Raw genomic sequence first — 26,465 nt, 5'->3', positions numbered from 1 at the left:
TGAAGGAGCAACCATGAGCACGATTCATAGCCACGAACATACGCACGCGCTCGACGCCGTGCAGGACAACGGCACCGAAAACGGCATCAATGCCACGCTGACCGAACCGATCTCCGCCGACGGCACGCCCGAACTGGGCACGACCTACACGGTGCCCGCCCGCTGCGGCCGCGCCGTGCGCGTGAAAGCCGGTCAGACGATCCGCATTGCGAATCCGCATGGCACGCAGGTCTGCGATACGTGGATTTTCAATGCCACGCATCTGAATGAGTTTCTCTCGTTCGAACATACGCGCGCGTTTATCGACAAAGTCATTCCGCAACCGGGCGATCCGCTCGTGACGAACCAGCGCCGCCCGATCGCGGAACTGGTCGTCGATACCTCGCCGGGCGTTCACGACACGCTGATTGCCGCCTGCGATCTCTATCGCTACAAGAATCTGGGCGTGGAGGGTTACCACGACAATTGCGCCGACAATATGCGCCTCGCGCTCAAGGCAATCGGTCTGCGTGCGCGCGAAGTGCCGCAGCCGTTCAATCTGTGGATGAATATCCCCGTCAAGCCCGACTATTCGATCGACTGGCTGCCGCCGGTTTCGAAGGCCGGCGATCACGTGGATATCAAGGCGGTGATGGATTGTGTCGTGGTGATGTCCGCGTGCCCGCAAGATATCATTCCGATCAACGCGCTGAACCCGCTGGAAGTCGAATTCACGGTGTTTGCGTAAGGGCGCAGCCCACTCCATCAACTCAATCGATAGTGCTACGGTGGCAACCAGAAAAACGTCCTCATCCACGGGTAGCGGCAAAGTCCGCGCCCCTTCCGGCCATGCCGCCGCAGCCGCGCCCGGCGCAGCGGGTACGCCCGCCACGCCGGCCACACCGGCCGACTCGCTTGGCGTGCGCCTGAAGCACGCGCGCATGGTGCATCAGTTGACGCTGAAGGCGCTCGCCGAACAGGCGGGCTGCTCGGAAAGCCTGCTGTCCAAGGTCGAAAGCGGCCGCGCGACGCCGTCACTGGCCACGCTGCACCGGCTCGCGCTCGCGCTATCGACCAATATCGCCGCGCTGGTCTCGGGGCCGGACGTCAATGTCTCGGCGATCCAGCGCGCGAACGAGCGGCCATCGGTGAGCTTTCCCACAGCGGGCAAGCGCGGTTCGATCAGGCTCGAACGCGTGGTCGTGCCCGCGCCCGGCCAGTTGCTGCAAGGCGATATTCATGTGATCGAGCCGCATTCCAGCAGCGACGAACAGATTTCGCACCTGGGCGAAGAACTCGGCTATGTGATCGAAGGCGAACTGGAACTCACGCTCGACCAGGAGCGCCATCTCCTGCAAGCCGGCGATTCGTTCTATTTCCCCAGTAACGTGCCGCATAGCTATCGCAATCCGGGCAAGGTCGTCACGCGTATTTTCTGGGTCAATACGCCGCCCACATTCTAGGAATTCAACGTGTCAGGCACCGACGTCACACAGATGCAATTGCCGCGTTTCAGCGGCATTCCGACTTTCATGCGCGTGCCGTTTTGCACCGATCTGAACGCGCTCGACATCGTGCTGGCCGGCGTGCCGTTCGACGGCGGCGTGACCGCGCGGCCCGGCGCACGCTTTGGCCCGCGCGAGATTCGCAATATGTCGACGCTTACGCGCTCGACGCATCATGTCACGCGTTTCAATCCCTTCGACGTCTGCCGGATTGGCGATATCGGCGATGTGCCTTTCACGGATCTCTATCATCTCGAACGCGCGCACGACGATATCCGGCGCTTTTTCGAGCCGATTTTTGCGGCGGGAAAAATCGCCTTGAGCGCGGGCGGAGATCATTCGATTACCTATCCGATCTTTCAGGCGCTGGCGCCGAAAGAACCGATTGCGCTCGTGCATATCGACGCTCACACCGATACCTGGGATAGTTTCAAAGGCTCCAAATTCACGCATGGCGCGCCGTTCAGACGCGCAGTGGAAGCGGGCCTGCTCGATCCGAAGCGCACCATCCAGATCGGTATTCGCGGCGCGCAGAATTCCGATGAAGGCTGGCGTTATTCGATCGAAAGCGGTATGCGCGTGGTGTTTATCGAAGAGTTCGATGCGCGCGGCGCCGCTGCCATTGCCGAAGAAGCGCGCCGCGTGGTGGGCGACGGCCCGGTTTATCTGTCACTCGACGTGGACGGGCTCGATCCCGTATTCACGCCTGGCACCGGCACGCCGGAAATTGGCGGACTGACCACGCGCGAAACGCAGGCGCTGTTGCGCGGGCTCGACGGTTTGAACTGGATCGGCGGCGACGTCGTGGAAGTATCGCCGCCCTATGATCCGAGCGGCAATACGGCACTGGTCGCCGCAACCCTGATGTACGAAATGCTCTGCCTGTTCGCAAAGCGTTTCGATCTGCGCTGACAATTACTGAATGCCGTGGCGCGTCTTGTAGTCGAGCGCGTACGCAATCTTGCCTGGCTTCGAAGCGGTAATAGCCTTCGACAGATCGCCAAACGTGCCCTTGGTATAGGCCTTGCCCGAGTTGATCTGCGCGAGCCGGCCGAGTTGCGCGCCGGTCAGGCCGGAAATCTCGCCATCGGTCGAAGCCACCATCATCGTCGAGGCATTCCACACGGCATTCAGATAACCGGTATCGGCCGTTGCCGGGTCCGGGTCGGTCGTGCCCGCTTTCGTCAGCGTGTAGCCGGTGAGCGGGAACGTCGTGCGCAGCCAGTCGGCCCAATAGAATTCGAGGAAATCGGTCGAAGGCGTCGGCTTGCTATAGCCCACATCACGCGTGAAATACACGAGCGAGCGGTACACATCGTTCTGCATGCCGTGCGTCAAACCCAGCGCCGTGGGCAATTGATCGGCGGTAATGGCCACGCCATTGGCGTCTTTCAGGCGCGTATAGCCGCGGTTTTGCATTTCCGCCCAGAAAGTGCTGCCCGAATACGCGCTGAGATTGTCTTTGACCACAACATGTACGTGCACGGTCGGGCCGCCATTGGCGACTTCGTAATACGTGGACGAACCGTGGTGGCCATCGGTCAGATAGAGCGTGTCGCCATTCGGGCCGATCACGACCGGATTGAGCACCGAGGTATCGCGCTGCGTCGTATCGGTGACCGTGCAGGTGTACGAGGTGGCATCGGTCAGCGTCGAGGTCGTGCTGCTGCTTGCGAGTCCCGTCAGGCCTTCGTCGGCGCAGAAGTCGTCGAACTCCTTGGTCATGTCGGCTTCGTAGCGGCCGAGCTTGTAATAGATCTGGTCGTAGCCGAGCGCAGCTTGCGTGGGATGCAGATCGCCAAGCGTGACGTCGAGCACCTGGCCCGCCGTCGCGGCCTGCCACGTTCCGGGCGCGCTCGCGGCGTCCCCGGCCGATGCAGCAGTGGTGTCCGATGCGGCGCTGGACGACGTGGCCGCGTCCGATGTCGCGGTCTTTTCGGTGGATGCGGGGTCGCCGCCGCATGCGCTCAAGGCAACGAGCGAAAGCAGCGAAGCCGCCAGCGCGAGCCTGCTGGAGATGGTCGTCATGTAAAACCCGGTGTATGAAAGTATCGTAATTTTTTTGTAGTGTGCCGGGCAAAGATGAAAGTGATGTGAAAGATTCGATGCTCGCGCAACGATTGTTCGCGCTCGGCTCCACACGCGCGTCTATTGCTTCCTGCCTGAAACCGCCTGAATCGTTCTCTAGAGCATTACTTCGATTCTCTCTTTCGCGAGCGCACGAGCGTGAGAATAAGCGCTTGAAAAGCCTTCATTTACAAGGACGATTCGTGAAAAACCAATAAGTCAGAATGACTTTAAAAACCGTCATTTCTCTTTGCATGGAGAGAAGCGAGTCACTTTAGCGTCAAACTCAATCCGTAAAGTCGGCCGGCCAAAAAAACGGGAAACCACACAATGAACCGCCGCCACTTCCTACGCTCCTCTGCATTTTTCACCATTGCCGCCGCGACTGGCACACTCACTGCCTGCGGCAGCGACGATCTCGCCGGGCCGGTCAAAGGCACCTATCAATTCGCGCAAGGCGTGGCGAGCGGCGATCCGCGCAGCGACAGCATCGTGTTCTGGACGCGCGCCACGACCGTTGCGGGCACATCGACCTCGCCGGTCGCCGTGCAATTGCAGGTGTCGAGTAGCGCTGATTTTTCCGCGCTCGTTGCCAATGTTTCGCTGCAGGCGCTGGCCGATTTCGACTACACGGTACGCGCGAAAGTAACCGGTCTGAGCGCGGCATCGACGTATTACTACCGCTTCGTTGCGGGCGCCGATATGAGCGTGAGCGGCAAGGCGAAAACCGCGCCTGCGGCGGGCGCAAGCGTTTCACAGGTGCGCTTCGCGTGGTTCACCTGCCAGGACTGGAGCGTCAATCACTGGCAGGCCATGTCGCTGATTAGCGCCGAAACCGATCTCGACTTCGTCGTGCATCTGGGCGATTACATCTACGAAACCGTGGGCGCATCGTTCCAGTCCGGCTCGGCCGAACCGGCGCATACGCAGATCACTCTGCCCGACGGCGTGACCTTGCCTTCTGGCAGCGGCACCTATGCGAACAGCCTGAACGACTACCGCACGCTCTATCGCACCTATCGTTCGGATTCGCGCCTGCAAACGCTGCATCAACTCTTTGCGATCATTCCGATCTGGGACGACCACGAATTCTCCGACGACTGCTGGCAGGATCACCAGACCTATACGGACGCCAACGCCCAACAGACCGCGCGCCGCCGCAACGCGAGCCAGGCGTGGGCCGAGTACATGCCGATCGACTGGAGCGACGTGCAGTTTGACGAATCGAATCCTGCGTATACCAACATCAGCATTTACCGTAGCTTCAGTTATGGCGGCCTGATGGATCTCGTCATGACCGACGAGCGCCTGTTCCGCGACCAGCACGTGATGAGCGAACAGATTGGCGGCGCGGCGGCGAGCGCGCTCAATCTGCCCGATGCGAGCAGCACGAGTTCGGTCGGCGTGCGCTATTTCGTGACGCAAAATGCACTGACGGCCGCCGAAGCGCTGGACACCGCCACGCTCGGCCGCGCGCCGTCGATCCTTGGCACGACGCAAACGCAGTGGTTCAAGCAGAAGATGAGCGGCTCGACCGCCACGTGGAAAGTGTGGGGCAACGAGGTGATGCTCAACCGCCTGTGGATCGACCTGACGACGGTATCGGGCGTGCCCTCTTCGGCCGCTTATACCTACATCATGAACTGCGATTCGTGGGACGGTTATCCCACGCACAAGGCCGATGTGCTCGGCTATCTGAAATCGGCGAATGTGTCGAATGTGGTGGCGATCACGGGCGATCTGCACGCCTTCCAGTGCGGCGTCGTACGCGATGTGCCGGACCCGTCGACCGGCACGCCGGTGCTGGTCGATTTCGTATCGGCGGGTATCAGCAGTTCGTCGTTCTACGATTACATCGTGCAGCAGACCGAAGGCACCTCGTATGCAGCGCTGCTGCCGCTTCTGGGCGTGACCAATTCGACCACGTTCGACGCCGTCTTGCAGGCCTTCAATCCCGATCTCGCCTATGCCGATCACGATGCACAAGGCTACGCATCGGCGACCGTGACGAAGGATGCGTTCTCGGTTGTCTACACCAAGGTCAAGCCGCTCAATAGCGATGGCAGCGCGCCCACCGATCCGGTGCTCAAGCGCACGCGCCTTTCCGTTGCATCGGGCACGCATACGATCCAGACGACGGTACTTTCTTCGTAATGTCGATGACGCGGGCGAAACGGAGATCGTTTCGCCCGCACCCAATCGATCGCGCCACAATAGTGCAATCACGCACCACGCCGAAGAATCTGTCACCCACTACAGTGAATTGATGTCATCACGCTAAAGCCCACACCCTGCGTTGCCGTTACGCAATGATCAAGCGCGCATGAAATGCGTGCGCTGATATTGATCGCGTCGAATTCCAGTTCAAAATGCGGCGTAAACCTCGGTGTCTTCCTGGCGCATGTGATGAAGCACAATCCGTTTATCCGACTGCTCGGGCGCTTGCGCGTGGGCCGAAAGCTGCTGCTGATTTATCTGCTCGACCTGAGTGCGGTCGTTTATATCAGCAGCATCCTGATCCACGAAAAATATATATCGATCGACTTCTCGCAGAAGGAGATCGTCGGCAATGCCTATCTGGCGACGGTGCGTGACACGCTCGTCGACGTCGCCGCGCGCGGCGCCGGCGGGCAATTCGACACGCAGCACATCGCGCAGACGCGCACCGCACTCACGAACGCCGAGCAGCAATACGGCGCCAATATGCAGAGCAGCGAACTGAACGCGCGCCTGCGTAACGCGCTGGATGCGCTCGACCATGCGCCACGCGCCGCCGAATCCGATGCCGTGCGCGATGCGCTGGCCGCCTGCCGCGATCTGATCACGCGCGTGGGCAATCAGTCGAATCTCATTCTGGACCCCGACCTCGACAGCTATTACTCGATGTCGTTGTCGATCCTGCGTTATCCGGCATTGCTCGACGCGGTTGACGGTATCGGCCATCGCCTGCATGAAGGCGCGGGCGATGCGCAAAAGCAGCGCGAATTGAGCACGCGCTATCTCGTGCTCGAAGGTCAGCTCGACGCCGTCGCGCAAGGGCTGCGTTCCGACTTCGCCGAAGCGGGCGCGGCCAACGAAGAGGTCAAGCTCGCGCTCGCCGCGCCGATTGCGCAATTGCTGGGCGCAATCGAAACCTACCGCGACGCGGCACGCACGGCGGTCGCGCACGGCGGCGCCGACGACGCCTCGCGCGCCGCGGCGGATGCGGCCCAGCAGGCGCTCGTTGCGCGCGTGGGCGATGCGTGGCGCGCGACCGGCGCGGAACTCGACACCTTGCTGCACGCGCGCGTAAGCGGCCTGTTCTCGCGCATGTGGCTGCATCTGGGCACGGCCCTGTTCCTGCTGTGCGGCATTCTTTCGATGGTGTATCTGGTGGCGCAGCAGATTTCGCGGCCGCTGCGCCATCTCGCGCGCGTGATGGACACCGTGCGGCGCACCGGCGACCATCGCCAGCGCGCATCGTGGCATAGCCAGGACGAGATCGGCCAGCTTGTCACCGGCTTCAACGACATGCTCGCGCAACTCGATCACGAGCGCGACGTGCAGAAGGAACTCGCCGCCACGGCGCGCGCATCCGAAGCGCAGCACGCGCTGGTGGAAGCCACGCCTGTGCCGATGATGGTCACCGCCGTGCCCGGCCACGAAGTGCTGCACGCCAATCATCCGGCGCTTTACTGGCTCAACGGCTGTACGTCGGACCCGTGGGCCTTCGGGCTCGATTCCGCCGTGCGGGCGCGCTTTTTCCAGCAGCTATCCGATCGCGGCGCCATCGACGAATTCGAAGTGCGCTGGATGGCCAGCGACGAGCCCACCTGGGCGATGCTCTCCGCGCGCCGCCTCACCTTCCAGGGCCGCGATGCGGTGCTCACCGCATTCACGCCGATCAACCAGATCAAGCTGATGGAACAGCGCCTCGAACTATGGGCCAAAGTGTTCGAAGCATCCTCCGAAGCCATACTGATTCTCGACAACGAACGCCGCCTGCTGACCGCGAACGCATCGTTCTATCGCGCGACGGGCTATCGCGCCGGCAATATCGGCGGCAAGCTGCCGCAATTCATTGTCGCCAGCAATAACGGCGAACCGTTGATGGCGCAACTGACTGCGCTGGTCGATATCGCCAGCGTCTGGAATGGCGAAGCCGTGGTTCGGCGGCGCGCGGGCGGCGACTATCCCGCGTGGCTCATGATCAGCGCCGTGCGCGATAAACGCGGCAGCGTTTCGCACTACATCTGCACGCTGATCGACATTACCGATCGCAAGAAGAGCGAAGCGCGCATCCAGTTTCTCGCCGAGCACGATGTGCTCACGGAATTGCCCAATCGCGAACTCTTCACGCGGCGACTGGGCAGCGCGATCGATCAGGCGCGGCTCACATGCGGTCGCGTGGCCGTGCTCTTTATCGATCTCGATCGCTTCAAGGACATCAACGATACGTTCGGCCATCATGCCGGCGACGGCCTGCTGCGCTCGGTCTCGCAGCGGCTGCTGCAATCGGTGCGGGCGGGCGACACGGTCAGCCGGCTCGGCGGCGACGAATTCACCGTGCTGCTGGGCGGCGCGGGCGAAGCGAGCGACGTGGCGCATCTGATCGAAGAACGCTTGCTGCCGCTGATGCGCGAGCCGCACACGATCGGCGGCATGACCTTGCAGGTGGCGTGCAGTATCGGCATCGCCATGTATCCCGACGATGGCGAGGATATCGAAACGCTGATGCAGAACGCCGATGCCGCCATGTATCGCGCGAAATCGGGCGGACGCAATCTGGTCAAATTCTTTTCGCGCGAAATGGCGGAGAGCACGCGCCATCGGCTGGAACTGGAAACGCATCTGCGCACGGCGATCGAGCACGACGAGCTATGGCTCGCCTATCAGCCCTGCGTGCATGCGGGCACGGGCGAATTGACGAGCGTGGAAGCGCTGTTGCGCTGGCAGCATCCGCATCTCGGGCTCGTGTCGCCGGCGGACTTCATTCCGATAGCGGAGGAAACGCGCCTGATCGTGCCGATCGGCGCGTGGGTGATCGACGAAGCCTGCCGGCAGATTGCGCGGTGGCGCGCGGAGGGCCTGCCCGAGATTCGCATCTCGATCAATCTTTCCGTCGTGCAGCTGCGCGACGATGCGCAACTCGTGAACCGTCTGCGCGACAGTCTCGCGGCGCATGGCGTGGAAGCAGGCAGCCTCGAACTCGAAATCACCGAAACCGTGCTGATGGAAAGCGTCGATCGCTATCTGGGCGTGGTCAACGAGATTCGCGCTTTGGGCGTGAAGCTTTCGCTCGATGACTTCGGCACGGGCTATTCGAGCTTGAGTTATCTGCACCGGTTTCCGCTCGATCGTCTGAAGATCGATCGCGCGTTCGTGAACGGCCGGCTGGAAGCAAGCGCCGATCTCGCGGTGATTCGCGCGATTGTCGAGCTTGGGCACGAACTGGGCTTGCGCGTGGTGGCCGAAGGCGTCGAACAGGCGCATGAAGCCGATGCGCTAAGGCGCATTGGCTGCGATGAACTGCAAGGGTTTTTCTATGCGCGGCCCTTGCGGCACGAGGCGCTCGCGCCGTGGTTGCAGACGCGGGCGACGGCGTGGGTGGGCGAGGCGGTCTGAGGCCGGATGCCCGGCATGGCATAATCCCCGCTTCTTTAGCGCAGTTTTTGCCTTATCGCCGTGAGCCGGATTCATCTCAGGCTGGTCAGTCTATTGGGGACGCTTGCGATCCTCATGACGACGCTCGCCCCGGTGATCTCGCATCTGCTCGCGACATCCGCTGCATCGTCCGGCCCGCCGATGACCATGACGATGTCGATGTCCGCGCATTGCGACATGCCGTCGATGCGGCACATGCAAAGCGCCAAACACACCACCGGCGCTTCAAGTCACCACGACTACACCCCCAATGGCGATCTGCAGGACTGCGGCTACTGCAACCTGCTCGCCCATCTGCCCGTGGTGCCCGGCGTGCCCGTCACGCTTGCGCTCGCCACGCGCCTCGTTCATGCGCGCGTCGCGGCACGCTTCGAGCGCCTCGCGCGCGTCGAACCGCTGACCTTCGCGCTCGCACGCGCCCCGCCCCTGGTCTGACCTGATCGTGCCCGCCTTCGCGGCGATGCGCTTTGGCGCGTCGCCGTGCGTTTGTACGCGCGCCGCCTGGCACGCGTACAGCTTTACGCTACCAGGACCATCATGTCTGACCATTTCCCGCGCACGGCCGCAACGCTTGCCTGCGCGCTGTTCTGCTCGCTCGCCTTCGCGCCGCGCGTAGCCCACGCCCACGCCATTGCGGGCGACCGCGTCTTTCCGGCGACGATGGCCGTGGACGATCCCGGCGTCGGCGACGAAGCCGATCTGCAGTTCGGCCATGTGCGCGTGCCCGGCGACTCGGGCGACCAGAGCATCAACTCATTCGATTTCGAATACGACAAGCTGCTGACGCCGCGCCTCGCGCTCTCCGTGAGCGGCGGCTACGTGATGCAGAACAACCCCACCGCGCGCGGCTTCGACAACTTCGGCGTCGGCCTGAAGTACCTGCTGTATGTGAACGACGCGCACGAGTTCATGACCTCGGTGGGCGTGGATGCCGATCTGGGCGGCACCGGCAGCCGCGCGATCGGCGATAACTTCTCGACCATTTCGCCCACGCTCTACGCGGGCAAGGGCATGGGCGATCTGCCCGATTCGCTCGCGTGGCTGCGCCCGGTTGCCATCACCGGCGAACTCGGGCCGTCGTTCACCACCGGCGCGGGCCAGCCCAATGCCTTCAACTACGGTTTCACGTTCCAGTACAGCCTGCCGTATCTGCAGCAGCACGTACACGATCTGGGCCTGCCGCAACCGCTCTCGAACCTGATCCCGCTGGTGGAAGTGCCGCTTTCGCGCAGCCAGGGGCAGACGACCGGCACGATCAATCCGGGCGTTATCTGGATCAACCGTTACGGCCAGCTCGGCATCGAGGCGCAGATTCCGCTCAATCGCGCCAGCGGCTCGCACGTGGGCATCCTCGTGCAGACGCATATTTTCTTCGACGACGTGGCGCCGAATTCCATCGGCAAGCCATTGTTCCAATAACCCCGCTCATCCGCTTTCACCGCTTTCTGGAGCACTCAAAATGAAATTCGCTGCATTCCGACTCGCCGCCGCCGCACTCGCACTGGGCGCCGCGCAACTCGCCTGGGCGCATGCCTATCCGACGCATCAGGAACCGGGCGCCGGCGCCACCGTCACGACCGCGCTGAACACCGTGACGATCGACTTCGACGATGCGCTCGAACCCGCCTTCAGCTCGATCGAAGTCGCCGATTCGAAGGGCAAGTCGGTGATCCACGATAAGGCCGCTGTCGATGCCTCGAACAAGAAGCGCATGTCCGTACCGCTCAACGCGCTGAGCGCGGGCCTGTACACGGTGACGTGGATTGCCGTGGCGGCGGACGGCCATCGCACGACCGGACACTACAGCTTCACCGTGCATTAAGGTGCCGAAGGTGCACTGAGCGGCGCACGCAGTCTTTCAGCGCGGCAATGCTAAGCTTGCCCGCACCGTGGACTCGCCGCTGCTCGCCATGACTGTCAAGCGTCTGTTGTGCATCACCCTCGTTGCTGTGACCGCCGTGCTCGTTGCCGCGCCGGTCACGGCCTTCGCGCTGGTCAAACCGCTGCGCGTTGTCGTGCCGACGCTGGTGCCCGGCGTCATCTGCATCAAGGACACGCTCTGCACCGACGATGCCGCGAAATTCGACGCCGCCCGCGCGCTCTATCACGACGGCTATGCAAAAGCGCGCGACGCCGTCGGGCCGTTTCGCGATGCGCCCCGCGTCGTGTTCTGCTCGACGCCGGCCTGCGCGCACGCCTTCGGTCTGGGCGCACAGGCCGCGCAGACCGTGGGCGACTTCGGCGTGATCGTCGCGCCGCGCGGCTGGAAGTCTTTCTATCTCGCGCACGAACTGATTCATTACCGCCAGGCCGAAGTGCTCGGCAATCTCGCGGTCGCCACGCGGCCGAAATGGCTGATCGAAGGAATGGCGTATTCGCTGAGCGGCGATCCGCGCCATCCGCTCACCGAGCCGTTCGAGCAATGGCGCACGCAATTCGAGGCGTGGCACGCGAGCATCGGCACACGGGATATGTGGGCCGCGGCGCGCGCGATTCGCTAAGCCGCTGGCCTTGTAGTTTTTACACGCGAGGAGACACCATGACGCCTTCCGAACAGATCGACGCCCTGATCGCCGGCATTCCCGACTGGCGCGCAGAAACGTTTGCCAACGTTCGCAAGACCATCCTCGCGGCTGACAAGGCTATCGTCGAGGAATGGAAGTGGATGGGCAGCCCGGTCTGGGAATGCGACGGCATCATCGCCGTGGCGAATGCGCATAAGGGCAAGGTCAAGCTGACCTTCCAGTACGGCGCGAGTCTGCCCGACCCGGACGGTCTTTTCAACGCGGGACTGGAAGGCAACGCGCGGCGGGCGATCGACTTCTTCGAGGGCGACAAGGTGAACGCGCGGGCGCTCAAGGCGCTGATCCGCGCGGCCATCGAATTCAACCAGCTCAGGAAAGCGGAAAAGCAGGCAAAGAAGGCGCCCGCCGCTAAAACTGCACGGAAAGCGGACGCCTGAACCGCATCAGACCAGGTTAGGTACTTCGCGGATCGGAATGACTTCGCGCGCGCCGCAGGTGCGCAGCAGCTCGCGCAACTCGTTGATGACGGGAAAGACTTCGTGGTTCCAGTCGGCGCCCTGCTTGTCGTGCGCGGCCTGTTCGAGCTCGACGATGGTGCGATCTTCCGCGAAGATGCGCTCGGTGAACCACACCAGCACCGGCCACGCAATATCGAGCATGAACGGCACCGAAGGCCGGCGGATCGACAGCATGCCGAAGGTGCGGTTGGTGCGCTGCTCCGCGTCCAGCGGCACATAGTTGATCCACAGATCCATCACGCGCGTGCCGTCGCTCGAATGGATCTGCAGCGTCTGGAACGGGTATTCGGTGCGGATGGTCATCACGCTCTGATCGGCCGGGTCCGAGCGCTTCTTGCTGCCGCCGAACACCAGCGCCTCGCCCGCAGGCTGCTTGCCCTCCATGCGCGAGAAGGTGTAGTCCACCTCGATCCAGCCTTCGCCGCGCCGGCGGCCCAGCGAGCGCGCGCGCATCTGGCCCATCTGGCGGCGATGCAGGAACTGATGGTTCATGTCCATCAGGTTCTCGTGCATGAACGAGTAGTGACACTTGACTTCGCGGCCGAAGCGGCGCGTCTTGTAGGCCTTGTCTTCCGCCGAGGCCAACGCCGGAACCGGCCGTTCGGCGGCCAGCGTGGCGTCGCCGGGAAACACGAAGATCATGCCGTGCGCTTCCTCGCACGGGTAGGCGCGCACGCCGTTGGGCAGGCGCTCGCGGCCGAGATACGGCACATCCACGCACTGACCCGAGCAGTCGTAGGTCCAGCCGTGGTAGCCGCAGCGCAGCGACTCGCCATCGACCACGCCCTTGTGCAGCGGCACCTGGCGGTGCGCGCAGCGGTCTTCCAGCGCGAACACCTTGCCGGACGCGGTGCGATACAGCACGATCGGATCGCCCGCGAAATGCACGCCCAGCGTCTTGCCCGCCTTGAGTTCGCGCGACCAGGCGAGCGGATACCAATGATCGGGGTGAATGGGTACGCGGCGAAGATCGCGCACCGGGGCTTCGCTTGTGGAGCCGTCTAGATAAGGCATTGCACGCATGCGTGATGTCTCCTTGCAGAACCGGGCACCAGCCGCCGATGAGCGCGCAGGCCTTTTGGGCCACCGCGCATCCTTGCCATGGTACGGGAATGCCATGGCCTTCGCTGACGGTTCTGGGCACCGCAAATCTTTCTGAGTAGCAATATAAGTGCCCGCGCATGATGCCAGCCGCCGCGGGGCGTTTTGTTCGTGTCGCGAGAGCTATCGTAGCGCGTTGCCCGGCGGCTTCGCCGGGTTCGCAGCTTGGTAGATACCCGTAACCGACGCCGGGACGAATCGGCAGACTTTTTCGGTCGACGAGCGGCACGTGGACGAACCTTCGCAAGACTCAATCGATGACGGCTCATGTCGATGCCTTCGCATCCAAATACTTCGGATTCCAGATTATTTTTATCGATTCAAAAAATGCCTCGTTCTTCGTGGCGGTCACATGACGTTTTTATCCATCTATCACGCATATTTTCAAGATGATGCTGCGTGCATAGAGCGTACGCTCAACCCCTCAAGCGCCTCTTGATTTTCGTTGTGGGCAGCGCACAATGAGCGCGCAATAGTCGTTGTGTCGTCAGCAAACACCCAGAGAGGACTGAATGAAAATTCCAGAAGGTCTCAGGAAAGTGGTGAATCTGGTGATCGTGGATGAATCCGCTTCATCCGCATCCGCCACGGCAGAGACCGAAAGCGATTCGTCAGCCGCTGCATCAGGCGCGGCTCAGGATGCTCAATCCGCGCAGCAAGGGCAAGCCGGTGCGTCGAGCGGAATCGATGTCACCGACCTTGAAAAGCGCATCGATACCCTCATTCAGGACAATCCGGCCTACGCGCCCTATCGCGCCTTCGCCGAAATGAGCCAGTCGATCGCGGCCGCCGTGCCGGACGAACAGCAGCGCTATCGCGCGGCCCTGCTCGGCGTAAAGACCAATCTCGACTCGCTGCTCGGCGCAGTCAATTCGCATGCCGATGTGCTCGCCAAAGAGCAGCAGAATTTCGCGGCGGCTTACGTTACGCGTTCGGAAGCGGAGATTGCCTCGCTGCGCGAACAGGAAACGCGTCTGAACGACGAAATCGGCGCGCTGGCGCGCGAGCTTGCGGAAAAGAACGCGCAGAAGGACGAAGTCAGCAAGTCCATCACCAGCAAGACGGCGGGGCTCGCGAAGGCGAAGATCGATTTCGAGTCGGTGCGCTCGACGCTTGTGCAGAAATATGACGGCATCGTGAAGAAGCTTCAGGGCTATCTTGGAGAATCGGCACATGGCTAACGACCTGGTGAAGTCCGAGATCAAGAAGCGCGTGCGCTCGTTCTGGGACACGAAAGAAGGCGGCGTGGGCATGGTGGTGGGCGTCGCGGCGCTCGGCGGCCTGGTCTGGGGCGCGGGCAAGGTCATGCCGTATATCGCGCGGCTGATGGAAAACACGGCCGCTGCGGTTTTCTTCGGCGCGATTGCCGTGGGTCTGGTCTACGTGCTCGTGTTCGATTCCACGTTGCGCAGCCGTTTGTGGCTCGCCTATCAGCTTCTGATGAAAGGGCTGACCTATTCGATCATCAAATACGATCCGGCCGCCACGGAGCGCATTCTCTCCAAAGAGATCAACAAGATGATCGACGAAGCTTCGGACGCCCGGGTGAAAGGCGGCGGGCGCGTGGAAGCCGTGCGCAAGACCATCGACGATTTCAAGGAAGAACAGGAGCAGCTCAAGCGCGAAGCCATGGCGATGGCGCGCAAACATCGTCCGCAGGAAGAGATCAATTCGCACGCGCGGCGCATCGGTCAACTCGATGCCGCGATCCAGCGCACCGGCAAGGTCTACGACGAACTGAATGCGACCTACAACAATCTCGTGGACGCCGAAACCGCATTCCGGCGCATGCACGACGAAGCGGAGTTCAAGATTCGCCTCAAGGTCAAGGAATACGAGGCCGTGAATTCGATGACGGAAGCGTGGCGCGGCTTCCGGCGCGCATTCAGCCGTACCACGACGGTCAATGAATTGCGCGACATGCTGGTCGATTACATCAACGACGACAGCGCCGCGAAAATGGGCGAAATGCGCGCCTATGTGCAGGACAGCGTGAAAGTGATCGACGCCGTGCAGATTCGCGACGATGTCGATACCGAACGCGGCCTGCAACTGCTCGCCGACCTCAACAGCCGGCAGATCGACTTCACGCCGGCCGCGCGTCTGACCGATCCCGCACATGGGTCGCCTACATCGGCAGGTCAATCGCAGCCGCCGGCGCCCGGCCCGATCGACTATACGCGTTACAAAAACTAAGCCCGCTACAAAAAACCAAGGAGTTTACTCATGCAGTTGACCACCGGTGCGAAGCGCTTCCTCGGCCTCGTCGCAAGTGTCGCGATCGTCTACGGCGCGTACTATGCCTGGCAGCACGGCCTCATCGGCAAACATGGCGATGCGCAGCAGCCGGCCGCGGCGCTCGACGTCGGCAATAACACGACTTCCACGACGTCCACGTCTTCCTTGCCCGCAACGCCGCAAACAGCGCAGCAGCCCGCCCCGCAACCGATCCCGGCCAGCTTCACGCCCAACGCGGACACGCGGCAGCAGATCCTGCAAAACCACGTCGTACGCATTTCCGTGGAGAACCCCAGCGAGCCGATCTACGGCGAGACCAACGGCACGCCGCACGGCTTCAACTACGAGTTCGCGAAGCTGCTGTTCGGTCAGCCCGAGTTCAATGCGAACGGCCCGGTCACCATCGATACGCATCACGAAGTCAGCGCCTACAAGGACGTGCCGCGTCAACTGCTGGCATCGGATAACGGCGTGCCCGCTGTCGATATCGCCATGGACGGTCTGACCTTCCCCGACAACACGCCCGCCGGCGTGCTCTACACGAATCCTTATCTCGACGATTTCGGCTATGCGCTGATCGTGCAGAAGAATTCGGCGATACACTCGACGGCGGATCTTGCGGGCAAAACCGTGGGCATTCTGCAAGGCGATCCCGATGTGAAGGCCTTCGTGACGCGCCAATATCCGAACACGCAGTTCGTGGAGGTCAATGACGCCGACGATCAGTTCATCAACAAGGCCGTCGACGGCCATCAGGTCGATGCGTTTATCTACGACTACCCGTTCGCCGTCGAATCGATCAAAGGCAGCGATCTCAAGTTCGCGCAGACCAAGCTCGATGGCTCGTCGATCAGCTACAAGATTGGCGTGCGTGCAAACGACCAGAATCTGCTGGTGTATCTGAACAGTGCGATTGGGCGCGTCAAGCAATCGCCCGCGTATCTGGATCTGCTGCGCAAGTATTTCCGCAGCAATCAGGCCGATGTGATCGCCGCCAGCCACGGTGAGCATACCTACGCCGTCAAGCGCGGCGATACGCTCAACACCATCGCCGCCGCGCAACTGGGCACGGGCTCGCGTTACCGCGATATCCAGCGCCGCAATAACCTGCCGAATCCGAATCTGATTCTGGTCGGCGAACAACTGGTGATTCCGGTGCGTTAAAGCAAAAGCACCTTTATCAAGGCAAACGGGGCAATGCGCAGGCGATGCGCATTGCCCCGATTTCTATGGCTCGCGCCGGCTGCCACGCCCGCACATTCACTTCGCCATCCTTATCAATATTTTCAAGGAAGCACCAGATATTTCGACTTGCCTGGCACTTCCCTGCCTAGAACAGACGCGGCGTCCCAACCCAGACGAGCACCGCTTCCTTGCTGCCGTTGTTGCTCCAGCCATGCGGCACCGTCGACTGATAATGTGCCGAGTCTCCCGCCTGCAGCACAAAGGCCTTGCCTTCCAGTTCCAGCGACACCTCGCCGTCCAGCACATAGAGAAACTCTTCGCCTGCGTGCGTGGTCACTTCCGAACGTTTCTTGCCGACGGGCAGACGCACGAGGATCGATTCGAGCTGACGACCGCCTGCGGTATTCGTGAGTCGCGCGAACAGATTCGCTGAATCCGCGAAGCCGAAAAACTCGAGCTGATCGCCGCGTTTGACCGAACGTTCCTCCGATGGCGTTTCGATGAAGTACTGCATCGTCACGCCCAACGCCCGCGCAATACCCGATAGCGAAGTCAGCGACGGCGAGGCCAGACCGCGTTCTACCTGCGATAGAAACGGCTTGGAAATACCGGCTGCCCTAGCCGTCTGATCCAGCGTCTGACTGAGCCGCTGACGCAGCGCACGGATCTTTTCGCCGAGCGCCAACGCCATCGGGTCCTGCTTCCCACTTGTAGAAACCATATCAGGAACGTAAATTTTCGCCAAAAAAAGTTTGATATAAGTAAATCTCGTTTGATACCCTTGCGTCCTTCCGGAATTTCACTTATATGAACCGGCACCAAAACAGTGCGTCAGCGAGATCCGCGCCGTCACTGTGATGGATTTGAAGAAAAACACGAAATTGTAAACCTGGTGCCTGCGCGATCCGCAGTCCCACCCAGGAGGAGGAGATATGACATCACCTGGCGCCATAAGCGCCGTCCTTGCCAGCGGCCCACCTCCCGGCGTATGCCTGGGCCCGCTTCGCACGCCATCCGCGTGCAATTGCCACTATCGCAGTAAATTCGCAGCAAATTGAGGTCACAATGAATTCAACAGTTTCACGGACGCGATCGTTCTCGACGGTCTTTCTGATCGAGATGTGGGAGCGCTTTGGCTACTACGGCATGGCGGCGCTGCTCGTCCTTTTCATGGTCGAACGACTGGGTTTCAGCGAAGAGCACGCCACGCTCACGTGGGGCGCGTTTGCCGCCCTCGTGTACGCGTCGCCTTCGATTGGGGGCTGGATCGGCGATCGCGTGCTGGGTTCGCGCCGCTCGATGGTGCTGGGCGCGGCCATTCTGTTCGCGGGCTATTTCATGCTCGCGATGCCCAACGATCACCTCGGCCATATGTATGCGTCGCTCGGCGTGATCGTGGTCGGCAACGGTCTGTTCAAGTCGAATGCGGCCAATCTCGTGCGCCGCATCTATGAAGGGGACGAATCGCGTATCGACGCGGCGTTTACGATCTATTACATGGCGGTCAATATCGGCTCGACGGTGTCGATGCTGCTCACGCCGTGGATCAAGGATCACTGGGGCTGGCACGCGGCTTTCGCGGTCTGCTGCGGCGGCATGCTGCTCGGTATCGCCAACTTCTTCCTGATGCAGCGCACGCTGGCGCAGATCGGCTCGATTCCCGATGCGGAACCGATCCAGTGGCGCCGTCTCGCGTGGGTACTCGCGGGCGGTCTCGTGCTGGGCGCTGCGACCATGTTCGTGCTGCAGGACAAGAAGCTGGCCGTCACCTGCGTGTACACGGCGGGCGTGGCGATTCTCGCGATCTTCGGCTGGATGCTGATGACCTGCGAACGCCAGGAGCGCGCGGGCCTCGTGGCCGCGCTGATTCTCGTGCTGCAGGTGATCCTGTTCTTCGTGTTCTATCAGCAGATGTCGACGTCGCTCACGCTGTTCGCGGTGCATAACGTCGATCCGGCGTTCCGCCTGTTCGGCACGACGCTGTTCAGCTGGAGCGCGGCGCAGTTCCAGGCGCTCAATCCGATCTGGATCATGCTCATGAGCCCGATTCTCGCGACGCTCTATTCGCGTCTCGCGAGCCGTGGCGGCGATGTGCCGGTCGCAGCCAAGTATGCGCTCGGTTTCGTGGTGGTATCGGCGGGCTTCTTCGTCTATGCGCTGAGCGCCCGTTACGCCGTCGATGGCCGCGTGTCGTCGTGGTTCATGGTGGCGGGCTATGGCCTCTACTCGCTGGGCGAACTGCTGGTGAGCGGCCTGGGCCTCGCGATGATCGCGCGCTACGTGCCGGCTCGCATGAGCGGCTTCATGATGGGCGCGTATTTCGTGGCCACGGGCGTGTCGCAATACCTGGGCAGCGTGGTCGCCACGTTCGCGAAGATGCCGGAAGGCAATCTCTCGCCGCTCGAATCGCTGCCGCTGTACACGCGGCTGTTCGACGGTCTGGGCTGGCTCGCCGCGGCAGGCGCGCTGCTCGCGATCCTGCTGCTGCCGCTGATGGGTCGCCTCTCGCGCGCGCACCAGCAGCAAGCCGAACAAAACGTCGCTGAAGGCGAACTCGCAACAAAGTAATGTTGCAAAGGAGGCGCGCGGCATACACGTCGCGCGCCTCTTGAGCGGAATCGTTGCGAGCGCATCGATTCCGTTCACATCCCGCCTTTACGCAGGCTAGAATCGGCGACGCGTTTTCATATGAGGAAATCCGCGATGACCGATACGATCGCCAGCGACACCCTTTCCGCCGATATCGCCCTGCCCGTCGAACGGCAACTCGACGCCTATAACGCGCGCGATATCGACGCCTTCATGGCCTGCTGGGCCGACGACGCCCAATACTACGAATTCCCCTCGCGACTGCTGGCCAGCGGCGCGCCGGAGATTCGCGCGCGCCATCTCACCCGCTTCGAAGAACCGCATCTGCACGGGCATCTGGTGCATCGCGGTGTGGTGGGCAATATGGTTGTCGATCAGGAACGCGTGACGCGCGATTTTCCCGAAGGTGTGGGCGAAATCGATGTGCTTGCCATCTATGAAGTTCTCGACGGCAAGATCGCAAAGGCGTGGTTCAAGATGGGTACACCACGCCTGCACAAGGCGGGGGCATAACGGCAGAGTGGTTGTGTGCGCAATTAATCGGCATCAGCCCGTAATTGATGCGCGCACAGCATTCAAACCACATTCAAGCCATATTCAAGCGATGACCGCGTTATCGCTTGCCAGCAACGGCGGCAAATGCTCGCCCGCGAACTCGATCCACGTGCGCACCTTCGCGTCCAGGTATTTGCGCGAAGGATAGATCGCGTAGATGTTGCGCACATCCAGCCGATACTCGGGCAACACGCGCGCAAGACGCCCGGCCATGAATTCGCGCACGAAGGTCGAAGCCGGCAATACGCCCACACCCATACCGCAAGCGAGCGCTTCGGCCAGCGCTTCAGGCAGGTTCACCGCGAACGGCAATTTCTGCGGCGAGAACGTCGCCTGCCCCGCGTCGTTTTCGAACACCCATGATTCCGATTCCCCCGACGGCATCACGAGTTTCAGGCACGCATGCTGGTCGAGATCGGCGAGCGATTGCGGCGCGCCATGACGCGCGAGATAACCCGGCGACGCGCACATCACGCTATAGAAACTGCCGAGCGAGCGCGAAATATAGTTCGATTCCTTGAGCGACTGTGCAAGCACGATGGAGACATCGAGGCTCTCTTCGAGCAGATCGGGCATGCGCTGATGCAGCGTGAGATCTACTTCGACCAGCGGCTGCTGCTCCATATAGCGCGAGATGAGCGGCACCACATAGCGCGTGCCGAAGCCACTCATTGAATGAATGCGCAGGCGCCCGGAAGGCACCACCGTTGCATTGCGCGCTTCGGATTCGGCCTGTTCGAGATCGTCGAGAATATGGCGGCTGCGCGCGAGAAAGCGCTCGCCCGCTTCGGTCAGCGTGATCTTGCGGGTGGTGCGGTTGAACAAGCGCGTCTGCAGATGCGCTTCGAGTTCGGATACCGCGCGCGAAGTATAGGCCGTGGTCGTATTGAGCGTATTGGCCGCGGCCGTGAAATTGCCCGCGTCCACGACACGTATGAAGACCCGCATGCTTTGGACGAGGTCCATGAATCACCGCCGGAATAAACGTTGCTTCGTATGAGGGATAGGAATGCCGGCACGCGCGGCTGGCCGTGCCTGTTCACGAAGCGAAGTATATCCCGGCGTGCAGACGGCTTCGACACGCCCCGAGGCAATTTAAAGCCGCTCAGAAACCTTCGAGCACGATCTTGCCGCGAGCGCGGTTGGTTTCGATCAGTTCATGCGCGCGACGCAGATTCGCCGCGTTGATCGTGCCGAAGCGTTCGTTGAGCGTCGTGCGCAACACGCCTTCGTCGATCAGTTGGGCGGCACGATCGAGCAGTTCGTGCTGGCGAATCTGGTCTGCCGTGCCGAACATCGAGCGCGTGAACATAAACTCCCAGTGCAGCGATACGCTCTTCGACTTGAGCTTGCGGAAGTCGAATACTTCGGGATCGTCGATCAGCGCGAGACGGCCTTGCGGTTTGATCGACGCAACGATCTCGTCGAAATGACGATCGGTCTGGTTCAGGCTCGCAATGGCTTCCACGCCCTCGATGCCGATACGCTTGAGTTCCTGCGAAAGCGGCTTCGTATGGTCGATCACATGATGCGCGCCCAGGTCCGTGATCCACTGCGCCGTTTCAGGACGCGAAGCCGTGCCGATCACCGTGAGGCCGGTCAATTGCCGCGCCAGTTGCACGAGGATCGAACCCACGCCGCCCGCGGCGCCAATCACCAGCAAGGCCTGGCCGTTCGGCTCGCGCGATGCTTCGACGCCCAGCCGGTCGAACAGCAGTTCCCAGGCCGTGATGGTGGTCAGCGGCAGCGCCGCCGCCTGCGCGAAATCGAGCTTCTCAGGCATATGGCCGACGATGCGTTCATCCACCACATGCAGTTCGCTGTTGGTGCCGGGACGCACCAGCGAACCCGCGTACCAGACCCGATCGCCCGGCTTGAAAAGCGTCACGTTCGCACCAACGGCGCGTACCACGCCACTCGCGTCCCAGCCCAGCACCTTCGGCTGAGCGTCTTCGGGCGCCATGCGCATACGCACTTTCGTGTCCACCGGATTGACCGAAACAGCGCGCACTTCGACCAGCAGATCGTGCGCGCCCGGCGTCGGATCGGGCAGTTCGAAATCGATCAGCGATTCAGGATCGGTAATCGGCAAGCTGCGGTGGTAGCCAATCGCTTTCATCATGTTTCTCCAGTTGCGGACGGTTAGAGGCAAAGACAAATCAGCGAACCTGCGGCATCGGTTCGAAATGAATCAGTTCGGGGTCGGCGGCGAAATGCGGCCAGAGCATGCGCAGAAAGGGCTGGAAATCGGCGTGCGCCATGAAGGCGCTTTGCGCATCCAGACTGTCCCACTCGATTTCCAGCACGTAGCATGCGCTGTCTTCGCATTGCGGACCGAGACGGTGTCCGCGATAACCATCCTCGTTCGCAAGCAGCAGGCTGGCGCGCTGCCACACGGCATCGAACGCCGCTGCCCGCTCGGGCCGCAAATGAAAACGCGCGATGGCAATCACCACGTTGCACCTCCCGTTGCGTTCGCGATTCGTCATGGGAGGAATGATGGGCGAAATCGCGCGGGTAACCCAGAGGGCACGCGCGCAATCAGTTTCAAAGCAGAATTGAAAATGCCGGCTGAGGAAACCGGCGGTCCCGCGCTCAAGCCAGATAGGCCGCGAAACGCTGCTGGAGAAAGTCGCGTAGCGCGCTGACCGTGGGCGAAAGCATCGCGCGGTGCGCGCAGACGAGATGAAGCGGTGCGTGTTCGGTTTCGAAGGCCGGCATCGCGGCTTCAAGGCGGCCGGCCTTGAGATCGGCGAGCACGTCCAGGTGCGATTTATAGGCGAGGCCCAAACCCGCCAGCGCCCATTTGCGCACGAGTTCGCCATCGTCGCAACTACGATTGCCGTGCACGCTCACGACAATCGGCTCGCCTTCGCTGAAGAAGGTCCAGCGGTCGTGCAGCGTCTCGCTCAAGGCGAAACGCAGGCAGTTGTGGCGCGACAGATCCGCAGGCGTTTCCGGCTTGCCGTGGCGTGCGAAATAGTCGGGCGTCGCGCATAGCACGCGGCGGTTGCCGGGCACGAGCGGCAGCGCCACGAGACTCGAATCCTCGGGCACGCCATAGCGGATTGCCAGACCAATGGGCGCGCGAAACATATCCGCGATCTGGTCGCCGATATGCACCTGCAACGACACCGCCGGATGCAGCGCCTGAAACGCGTCGAGCCATTCCACCAGCACGTTGCGCCCGAGATCCGAAGGCATCGAAAGCGACACCGTGCCGCCGATCATCTTGCGCCCGTGCGCGACGGCGTTCTGCCCCGCTTCCAGTTGCTCGATGGCGTTACGCGCGAATTCCAGGTAGCGCTCGCCATCGGCGGTCAGGCGCAGGCTGCGGGTCGAGCGCGCCAGCAGCCGCACGCCGAGTTCGGCTTCCAGCCGCTTGAGCCCCGCGCTGGCTACGGCGGGCGTGAGATCGAGCTGGCGCGCAGCGGCAGACAGACTGCCGTTGGCCGCAGCGGATACGAAAATCACCAGGTCTTCGAGTCGGATCATGAAGGTGCGCTACTGTAGCCGTCAGACCAGATAGGGTTTCAATACTTCGGATGCCTGAGCGAATTTATCTTCGAGAAAATCGAGCAGCGTGCGCACGCGCGGCGCCATATACGGCGTGCGCTGGAACAGCGCGTTCACCGGTACATCGGGACAACGCCACTGCGGCAGCAGCAGTTTCAGACGCCCGGCCTGCAAATCCGCGCCGATATCCCAGATCGATTTCATCACCACACCGCGCCCTTCGATCGCCCATTCGCGGGCGAGCGCGCCATCATTGGTCTGGCGTGCGCGTTCGGGCTGCGCGGTAAACGACGCGGTTTCGCCGTCGCGAATGAAACGCCAGTTATTCGCGAGGCCCGCTGCCGAGCCGAGCAGAATGAAATCGAGTTGATCGAGTTCGTCGGGATGGCGCGGCATGGCGTGAGCCGCCAGATAGTCGGGCGATGCGCACAGCGCGCGGCGATTGTCGGCGAGACGTTTGGCAACCATGCCGCTGTCCGACGGCACGCCAAAGCGGATCGCCATGTCGATATCGTCCTGCAGCAGATGCGAAAGCGAATCGGACAACACCAGCGTAAGCGTGACCTGCGGATGCTGCGCGTTGAATTCGTCGAGCCAGTGACGCAGCACCGAGCGCCCGAAATCCGATGTCGCCGAAACACGCAGCGTGCCGCTCACCGTTGCACGCCCCGCCTGCAACGCAGCCCGCGCATCTTCGAGCGTTTGCAGCGCATGCTGGCAGTGCGCGAGATAGACGCGGCCTTCGTCGGTCAGGCGCAACCGGCGCGTGGATCGCTCGAAGAGTTGCGTGCTCAACGTGCCTTCGAGCTTCACAAGCCGCGCGCTGGCCGCAGCAGGCGACAGCCCAAGCTTTCTGCCCGCCGCCGAAAGACTGCCCTGACTGGCCGCTTCGACGAAAAGCCGGATGTCACCGAGATTGTCCATAGTCCGTGATGATGAGTTTCAGTTTGCCGCACGGCATCGGCATGTTACCGCGATCGGCGATGGCGTGTTTCATGAGGCAAACGTTTGGCTCGTCGCGCTCGAACGCGTCCCTGTAGCAACACAGGGACGCGCGATTCATCGATCAGCTTTTCTTTTTTTCCTTTTCCGACGCGTGCTGTTGCGCAGCAGGATGCGGCTGCGACGGGCCAGGACCGTGCGACGCCATTGCGGCCGGTTGCGGACCGGTTGCGCGCGCAACGGAATGCGACTCGCCTGCTCCACCGCGCGACGGCCCGCCCATGTGGTCGGCCATATTTCCGGCGGGGCGCACAGCATGATCGGGCAAGCGGCCGTCGTGACGCGCCATGACGTTGTGCAGTTCGTCACGTCGATGGAACACATCGGCGCGATGATCGCCATGTGCATAGAACTGGCGATGACGGATTCCGTCCGGTCCCGTGACCCAGATATAGGTGGTGCCGCCGACAAACACCACGTCGCGATCGGCCACGACCGCGACATTCGCGTCATACGGCATGGGTTCGTAGACTTCGACGGGTTCCGGCGGCGGCGGCGTCAATACTGCGGAAATCGTCGCGCCAACATTCGGAGCAAGAACCAGATTGCCTTGAGGATCGGTAACACACCCGGTTAGCGCGATCGTTGTTGTCAGTGCGGCCCAATACAGATTTATAGTTTTCAAGTTGACTCTCTTTTTGTTTGAATTTACATCGACAGCACCCGTACAACGGCTGTTGCCTATGCTTTCTTGAGAGCAACGTTTGGTTCTATTTATTTCAAACGTTTACATCTTGTTCTTCCATCTTTATGTGCGAGGCGTTGCGATTCTGTTGCAGCGCCTGATGCATGGCCGTGGCATCGCGTTTGGGAGAATTGCCGAACATGCGTGCGTATTCGCGGCTGAATTGCGATGCGCTTTCGTAACCCACTTCGAACGATGCGGTCTCAACGTTCACGGCACACGAAATCATCAGGCGCCGCGCTTCGAGCAGACGCAACTGCTTCTGATATTGCAGCGGCGTTAAAGGCGCAATCGCCACGGATTTCAGCGGCGGCATCGTGCGCGACAACCCGCAAGTCAATAAGGCGGTAGTGGATCACACCGCGCTGGGTCGCGTGGGACTCCCCGAAGATGTCGGCCCCGTGATTGCCGGTCTACTGTCCGACGAATTCGGCTGGGTCAACGCTCAACGCATCGAAGTTGCGGGCGGTATTCACATCTGATCTGATCGCCCTGGTGGCGCGCGGCGCGTTTCAACTGATGAAAGCGCGCCGCGCAGGGTAATGTAAGCCCTGTAAGCAGTCGGTCAGGCAAACAATTTGCTCAGGCATTGCGCGGCCTTATCACCCTTTCTTTCCGGCCGCCTGACCATAGGGAGAATCTGCAATGAAAAAGCTGCTTCTGATTGCCGCCACGACGCTCGTCTCGCTTGCCGCCATTCAACCGGCTTTTGCCTACGATCACCACAATTGCCATAAGGTAAAGGTGCATCATCATTGGGAAACGCGCTGCCATCATTGAATTGCGATCGACGACTGGCGCACACTTGCGCTGTCCGGGAATTTGAGGCGGACACAGCAGCGTTTTGCTATATGATCCTCGTTTGAATTTTCCGGATACTTTCTCGTGCAGATTTTCGTCGACGCTGACGCTTGCCCGTCCGTCATCAAAGACATGTTGTTTCGGGCCGCGCGCCGCGTCGAGGTCTGCGTGACGCTAGTCGCCAATCAATACCTGCGCACGCCGCCTTCGCCGTTCATCAAGGCGATTCAGGTACCGGCCGGTTTCGACGTCGCCGACGCGCGTATCGTCGAACTGGCCGAAGCAGGCGACCTTGTCATCACCGCGGATATTCCGCTCGCGGCCGCGGTGCTCGACAAGGGCGCACATGCACTCGATCCGCGCGGCAACTGGTTCACGCCCGACACGATCAAGGAACGCCTGACAATGCGCGACGTGATGGAACAATTGCGCAGCACGGGTATCGAAACGGGCGGCCCCGCGCCGTTTTCCACGCGTGACAGCAACACCTTCGCGAGCCAGCTCGACCGGTTTCTCGCGCGTCACGCCGCATCGCCCGGCAAGTCGAAATAATCCG

26 protein-coding genes and 2 pseudogenes are annotated in these 26,465 nt (G+C 61.6%); 18 read left to right on the top strand and 10 right to left on the bottom strand.

Annotated features, from left to right (window positions below; translation table 11 throughout):
• The first annotated feature begins 13 nt into the window (after nucleotides 1–13).
• The 3 genes from G3N59_RS26750 to speB are packed head-to-tail and all read left to right on the top strand — an operon-like array spanning nucleotide 14 to nucleotide 2,396.
• Nucleotides 14–727 (top strand): urea carboxylase-associated family protein, encoded by a 714-nt coding sequence (locus G3N59_RS26750; RefSeq protein ID WP_205985825.1) that lies wholly within the window; start codon nucleotides 14–16, stop codon nucleotides 725–727.
• Between the two features lie 40 nt (nucleotides 728–767).
• Nucleotides 768–1,442, top strand: a complete 675-nt coding sequence (locus G3N59_RS26745; RefSeq protein WP_346777938.1) for a cupin domain-containing protein — start codon at nucleotides 768–770, stop codon at nucleotides 1,440–1,442.
• A gap of 9 nt (nucleotides 1,443–1,451) precedes the next feature.
• Nucleotides 1,452–2,396, top strand: a complete 945-nt coding sequence (gene speB, locus G3N59_RS26740) for an agmatinase (protein ID WP_205985824.1) — start codon at nucleotides 1,452–1,454, stop codon at nucleotides 2,394–2,396.
• A 3-nt stretch (nucleotides 2,397–2,399) separates the two neighbouring features.
• Here the strand turns inward: speB and G3N59_RS26735 are convergent, their stop codons facing one another.
• Nucleotides 2,400–3,512, bottom strand: a complete 1,113-nt coding sequence (locus G3N59_RS26735; RefSeq protein ID WP_205985823.1) for a ParB/Srx family N-terminal domain-containing protein — start codon at nucleotides 3,510–3,512, stop codon at nucleotides 2,400–2,402.
• Nucleotides 3,513–3,881: 369 nt separating this feature from the next.
• Here G3N59_RS26735 and G3N59_RS26730 point away from each other — a divergent pair, with 369 nt between their 5' ends.
• The 7 genes from G3N59_RS26730 to G3N59_RS26700 all read left to right on the top strand — a co-directional run bounded on the left by G3N59_RS26730 (nucleotide 3,882) and on the right by G3N59_RS26700 (nucleotide 12,156).
• The gene (locus G3N59_RS26730; protein ID WP_205985822.1) at nucleotides 3,882–5,705 is read left to right on the top strand and encodes an alkaline phosphatase D family protein; all 1,824 of its coding nucleotides are present in this window, start codon (nucleotides 3,882–3,884) and stop codon (nucleotides 5,703–5,705) included.
• A 252-nt stretch (nucleotides 5,706–5,957) separates the two neighbouring features.
• Complete coding sequence (locus tag G3N59_RS26725; protein WP_205985821.1) at nucleotides 5,958–9,155, top strand: EAL domain-containing protein; 3,198 nt, start codon at nucleotides 5,958–5,960, stop codon at nucleotides 9,153–9,155.
• A gap of 60 nt (nucleotides 9,156–9,215) precedes the next feature.
• Complete coding sequence (locus G3N59_RS26720; protein ID WP_205985820.1) at nucleotides 9,216–9,629, top strand: DUF2946 domain-containing protein; 414 nt, start codon at nucleotides 9,216–9,218, stop codon at nucleotides 9,627–9,629.
• Between the two features lie 102 nt (nucleotides 9,630–9,731).
• Nucleotides 9,732–10,613 carry a hypothetical protein gene (locus G3N59_RS26715; RefSeq protein ID WP_205985819.1) on the top strand — a complete coding sequence of 294 codons (882 nt, stop codon included), beginning with the start codon at nucleotides 9,732–9,734 and terminating at the stop codon, nucleotides 10,611–10,613.
• Nucleotides 10,614–10,653: 40 nt separating this feature from the next.
• Nucleotides 10,654–11,016 carry a copper resistance CopC family protein gene (locus G3N59_RS26710; RefSeq protein ID WP_205985818.1) on the top strand — a complete coding sequence of 121 codons (363 nt, stop codon included), beginning with the start codon at nucleotides 10,654–10,656 and terminating at the stop codon, nucleotides 11,014–11,016.
• A gap of 88 nt (nucleotides 11,017–11,104) precedes the next feature.
• Nucleotides 11,105–11,695 (top strand): hypothetical protein, encoded by a 591-nt coding sequence (locus G3N59_RS26705; RefSeq protein WP_205985817.1) that lies wholly within the window; start codon nucleotides 11,105–11,107, stop codon nucleotides 11,693–11,695.
• Nucleotides 11,696–11,733: 38 nt separating this feature from the next.
• Nucleotides 11,734–12,156 carry a DUF1801 domain-containing protein gene (locus G3N59_RS26700; protein ID WP_205985816.1) on the top strand — a complete coding sequence of 141 codons (423 nt, stop codon included), beginning with the start codon at nucleotides 11,734–11,736 and terminating at the stop codon, nucleotides 12,154–12,156.
• 6 nt (nucleotides 12,157–12,162) lie between these two features.
• Here the strand turns inward: G3N59_RS26700 and G3N59_RS26695 are convergent, their stop codons facing one another.
• Nucleotides 12,163–13,260, bottom strand: a complete 1,098-nt coding sequence (locus G3N59_RS26695) for an aromatic ring-hydroxylating dioxygenase subunit alpha (RefSeq protein WP_205985815.1) — start codon at nucleotides 13,258–13,260, stop codon at nucleotides 12,163–12,165.
• 590 nt (nucleotides 13,261–13,850) lie between these two features.
• Between G3N59_RS26695 and G3N59_RS26690 the strand changes: the two genes are divergently transcribed.
• Genes G3N59_RS26690 through G3N59_RS26680 form a run of 3 tightly spaced genes read left to right on the top strand, consistent with a single transcriptional unit; the run spans nucleotide 13,851 to nucleotide 16,740 of the window.
• Entirely contained in the window at nucleotides 13,851–14,519 is a 669-nt protein-coding gene (locus G3N59_RS26690) for a hypothetical protein (RefSeq protein WP_205985814.1), read from the top strand.
• Nucleotides 14,512–15,534: a hypothetical protein gene (locus G3N59_RS26685; protein ID WP_205985813.1), complete on the top strand. Its 1,023-nt coding sequence runs from the start codon at nucleotides 14,512–14,514 to the stop codon at nucleotides 15,532–15,534. The genes G3N59_RS26690 and G3N59_RS26685 overlap by 8 nt, the downstream gene beginning before the upstream one ends.
• Before the next feature lie 30 nt (nucleotides 15,535–15,564).
• Nucleotides 15,565–16,740 carry a transporter substrate-binding domain-containing protein gene (locus G3N59_RS26680; protein ID WP_205985812.1) on the top strand — a complete coding sequence of 392 codons (1,176 nt, stop codon included), beginning with the start codon at nucleotides 15,565–15,567 and terminating at the stop codon, nucleotides 16,738–16,740.
• 166 nt (nucleotides 16,741–16,906) lie between these two features.
• Here G3N59_RS26680 and G3N59_RS26675 read toward each other — a convergent pair whose 3' ends face one another.
• The gene (locus G3N59_RS26675; RefSeq protein WP_205985811.1) at nucleotides 16,907–17,482 is read right to left on the bottom strand and encodes a cupin domain-containing protein; all 576 of its coding nucleotides are present in this window, start codon (nucleotides 17,480–17,482) and stop codon (nucleotides 16,907–16,909) included.
• A 344-nt stretch (nucleotides 17,483–17,826) separates the two neighbouring features.
• Between G3N59_RS26675 and G3N59_RS26670 the strand changes: the two genes are divergently transcribed.
• The gene (locus tag G3N59_RS26670) at nucleotides 17,827–19,329 is read left to right on the top strand and encodes an oligopeptide:H+ symporter (protein ID WP_205985810.1); all 1,503 of its coding nucleotides are present in this window, start codon (nucleotides 17,827–17,829) and stop codon (nucleotides 19,327–19,329) included.
• 135 nt (nucleotides 19,330–19,464) lie between these two features.
• Nucleotides 19,465–19,863, top strand: a complete 399-nt coding sequence (locus G3N59_RS26665; protein WP_241024177.1) for a nuclear transport factor 2 family protein — start codon at nucleotides 19,465–19,467, stop codon at nucleotides 19,861–19,863.
• An 84-nt stretch (nucleotides 19,864–19,947) separates the two neighbouring features.
• On the opposite strand, the gene G3N59_RS26660 is transcribed toward G3N59_RS26665, so the two are convergent.
• The 7 genes and pseudogenes from G3N59_RS26660 to G3N59_RS26630 all read right to left on the bottom strand — a co-directional run.
• Entirely contained in the window at nucleotides 19,948–20,871 is a 924-nt protein-coding gene (locus tag G3N59_RS26660; protein ID WP_205985808.1) for a LysR family transcriptional regulator, read from the bottom strand.
• Between the two features lie 139 nt (nucleotides 20,872–21,010).
• The gene (locus G3N59_RS26655) at nucleotides 21,011–22,024 is read right to left on the bottom strand and encodes a zinc-binding alcohol dehydrogenase family protein (RefSeq protein ID WP_205985862.1); all 1,014 of its coding nucleotides are present in this window, start codon (nucleotides 22,022–22,024) and stop codon (nucleotides 21,011–21,013) included.
• A 40-nt stretch (nucleotides 22,025–22,064) separates the two neighbouring features.
• Nucleotides 22,065–22,394, bottom strand: coding sequence for an antibiotic biosynthesis monooxygenase (locus G3N59_RS26650; protein WP_205985807.1), 330 nt, complete (start codon nucleotides 22,392–22,394; stop codon nucleotides 22,065–22,067).
• 106 nt (nucleotides 22,395–22,500) lie between these two features.
• Nucleotides 22,501–23,400 (bottom strand): LysR family transcriptional regulator, encoded by a 900-nt coding sequence (locus G3N59_RS26645; protein ID WP_205985806.1) that lies wholly within the window; start codon nucleotides 23,398–23,400, stop codon nucleotides 22,501–22,503.
• 21 nt (nucleotides 23,401–23,421) lie between these two features.
• Complete coding sequence (locus G3N59_RS26640; protein WP_205985805.1) at nucleotides 23,422–24,345, bottom strand: LysR family transcriptional regulator; 924 nt, start codon at nucleotides 24,343–24,345, stop codon at nucleotides 23,422–23,424.
• A 142-nt stretch (nucleotides 24,346–24,487) separates the two neighbouring features.
• On the bottom strand, nucleotides 24,488–24,925 hold the full coding sequence (locus G3N59_RS26635) for a hypothetical protein (protein ID WP_205985868.1): 438 nt from the start codon (nucleotides 24,923–24,925) through the stop codon (nucleotides 24,488–24,490).
• A gap of 217 nt (nucleotides 24,926–25,142) precedes the next feature.
• A pseudogene (locus G3N59_RS26630) lies at nucleotides 25,143–25,391 on the bottom strand (helix-turn-helix domain-containing protein); the annotation flags it as partial.
• 1 nt (nucleotide 25,392) lies between these two features.
• Here G3N59_RS26630 and G3N59_RS26625 point away from each other — a divergent pair.
• The 3 genes and pseudogenes from G3N59_RS26625 to G3N59_RS26620 all read left to right on the top strand — a co-directional run.
• A pseudogene (locus tag G3N59_RS26625) lies at nucleotides 25,393–25,590 on the top strand (SDR family oxidoreductase); the annotation flags it as partial.
• Nucleotides 25,591–25,753: 163 nt separating this feature from the next.
• A complete protein-coding gene (locus G3N59_RS37365; protein ID WP_277397934.1) occupies nucleotides 25,754–25,888 on the top strand; it encodes a hypothetical protein in 135 nt (44 codons plus the stop codon).
• Between the two features lie 105 nt (nucleotides 25,889–25,993).
• Complete coding sequence (locus G3N59_RS26620; RefSeq protein ID WP_205985803.1) at nucleotides 25,994–26,461, top strand: YaiI/YqxD family protein; 468 nt, start codon at nucleotides 25,994–25,996, stop codon at nucleotides 26,459–26,461.
• Nucleotides 26,462–26,465 lie beyond the last annotated feature (4 nt).

Origin of the sequence: Paraburkholderia sp. Ac-20340, from assembly GCF_017104965.1 — a bacterium.
In the GTDB taxonomy this organism is placed as follows: Bacteria; Pseudomonadota; Gammaproteobacteria; order Burkholderiales; family Burkholderiaceae; genus Paraburkholderia.
The sequence above is the reverse complement of the archived record's forward strand: the minus strand, read 5'-3'. Positions and strand labels throughout refer to the sequence as shown.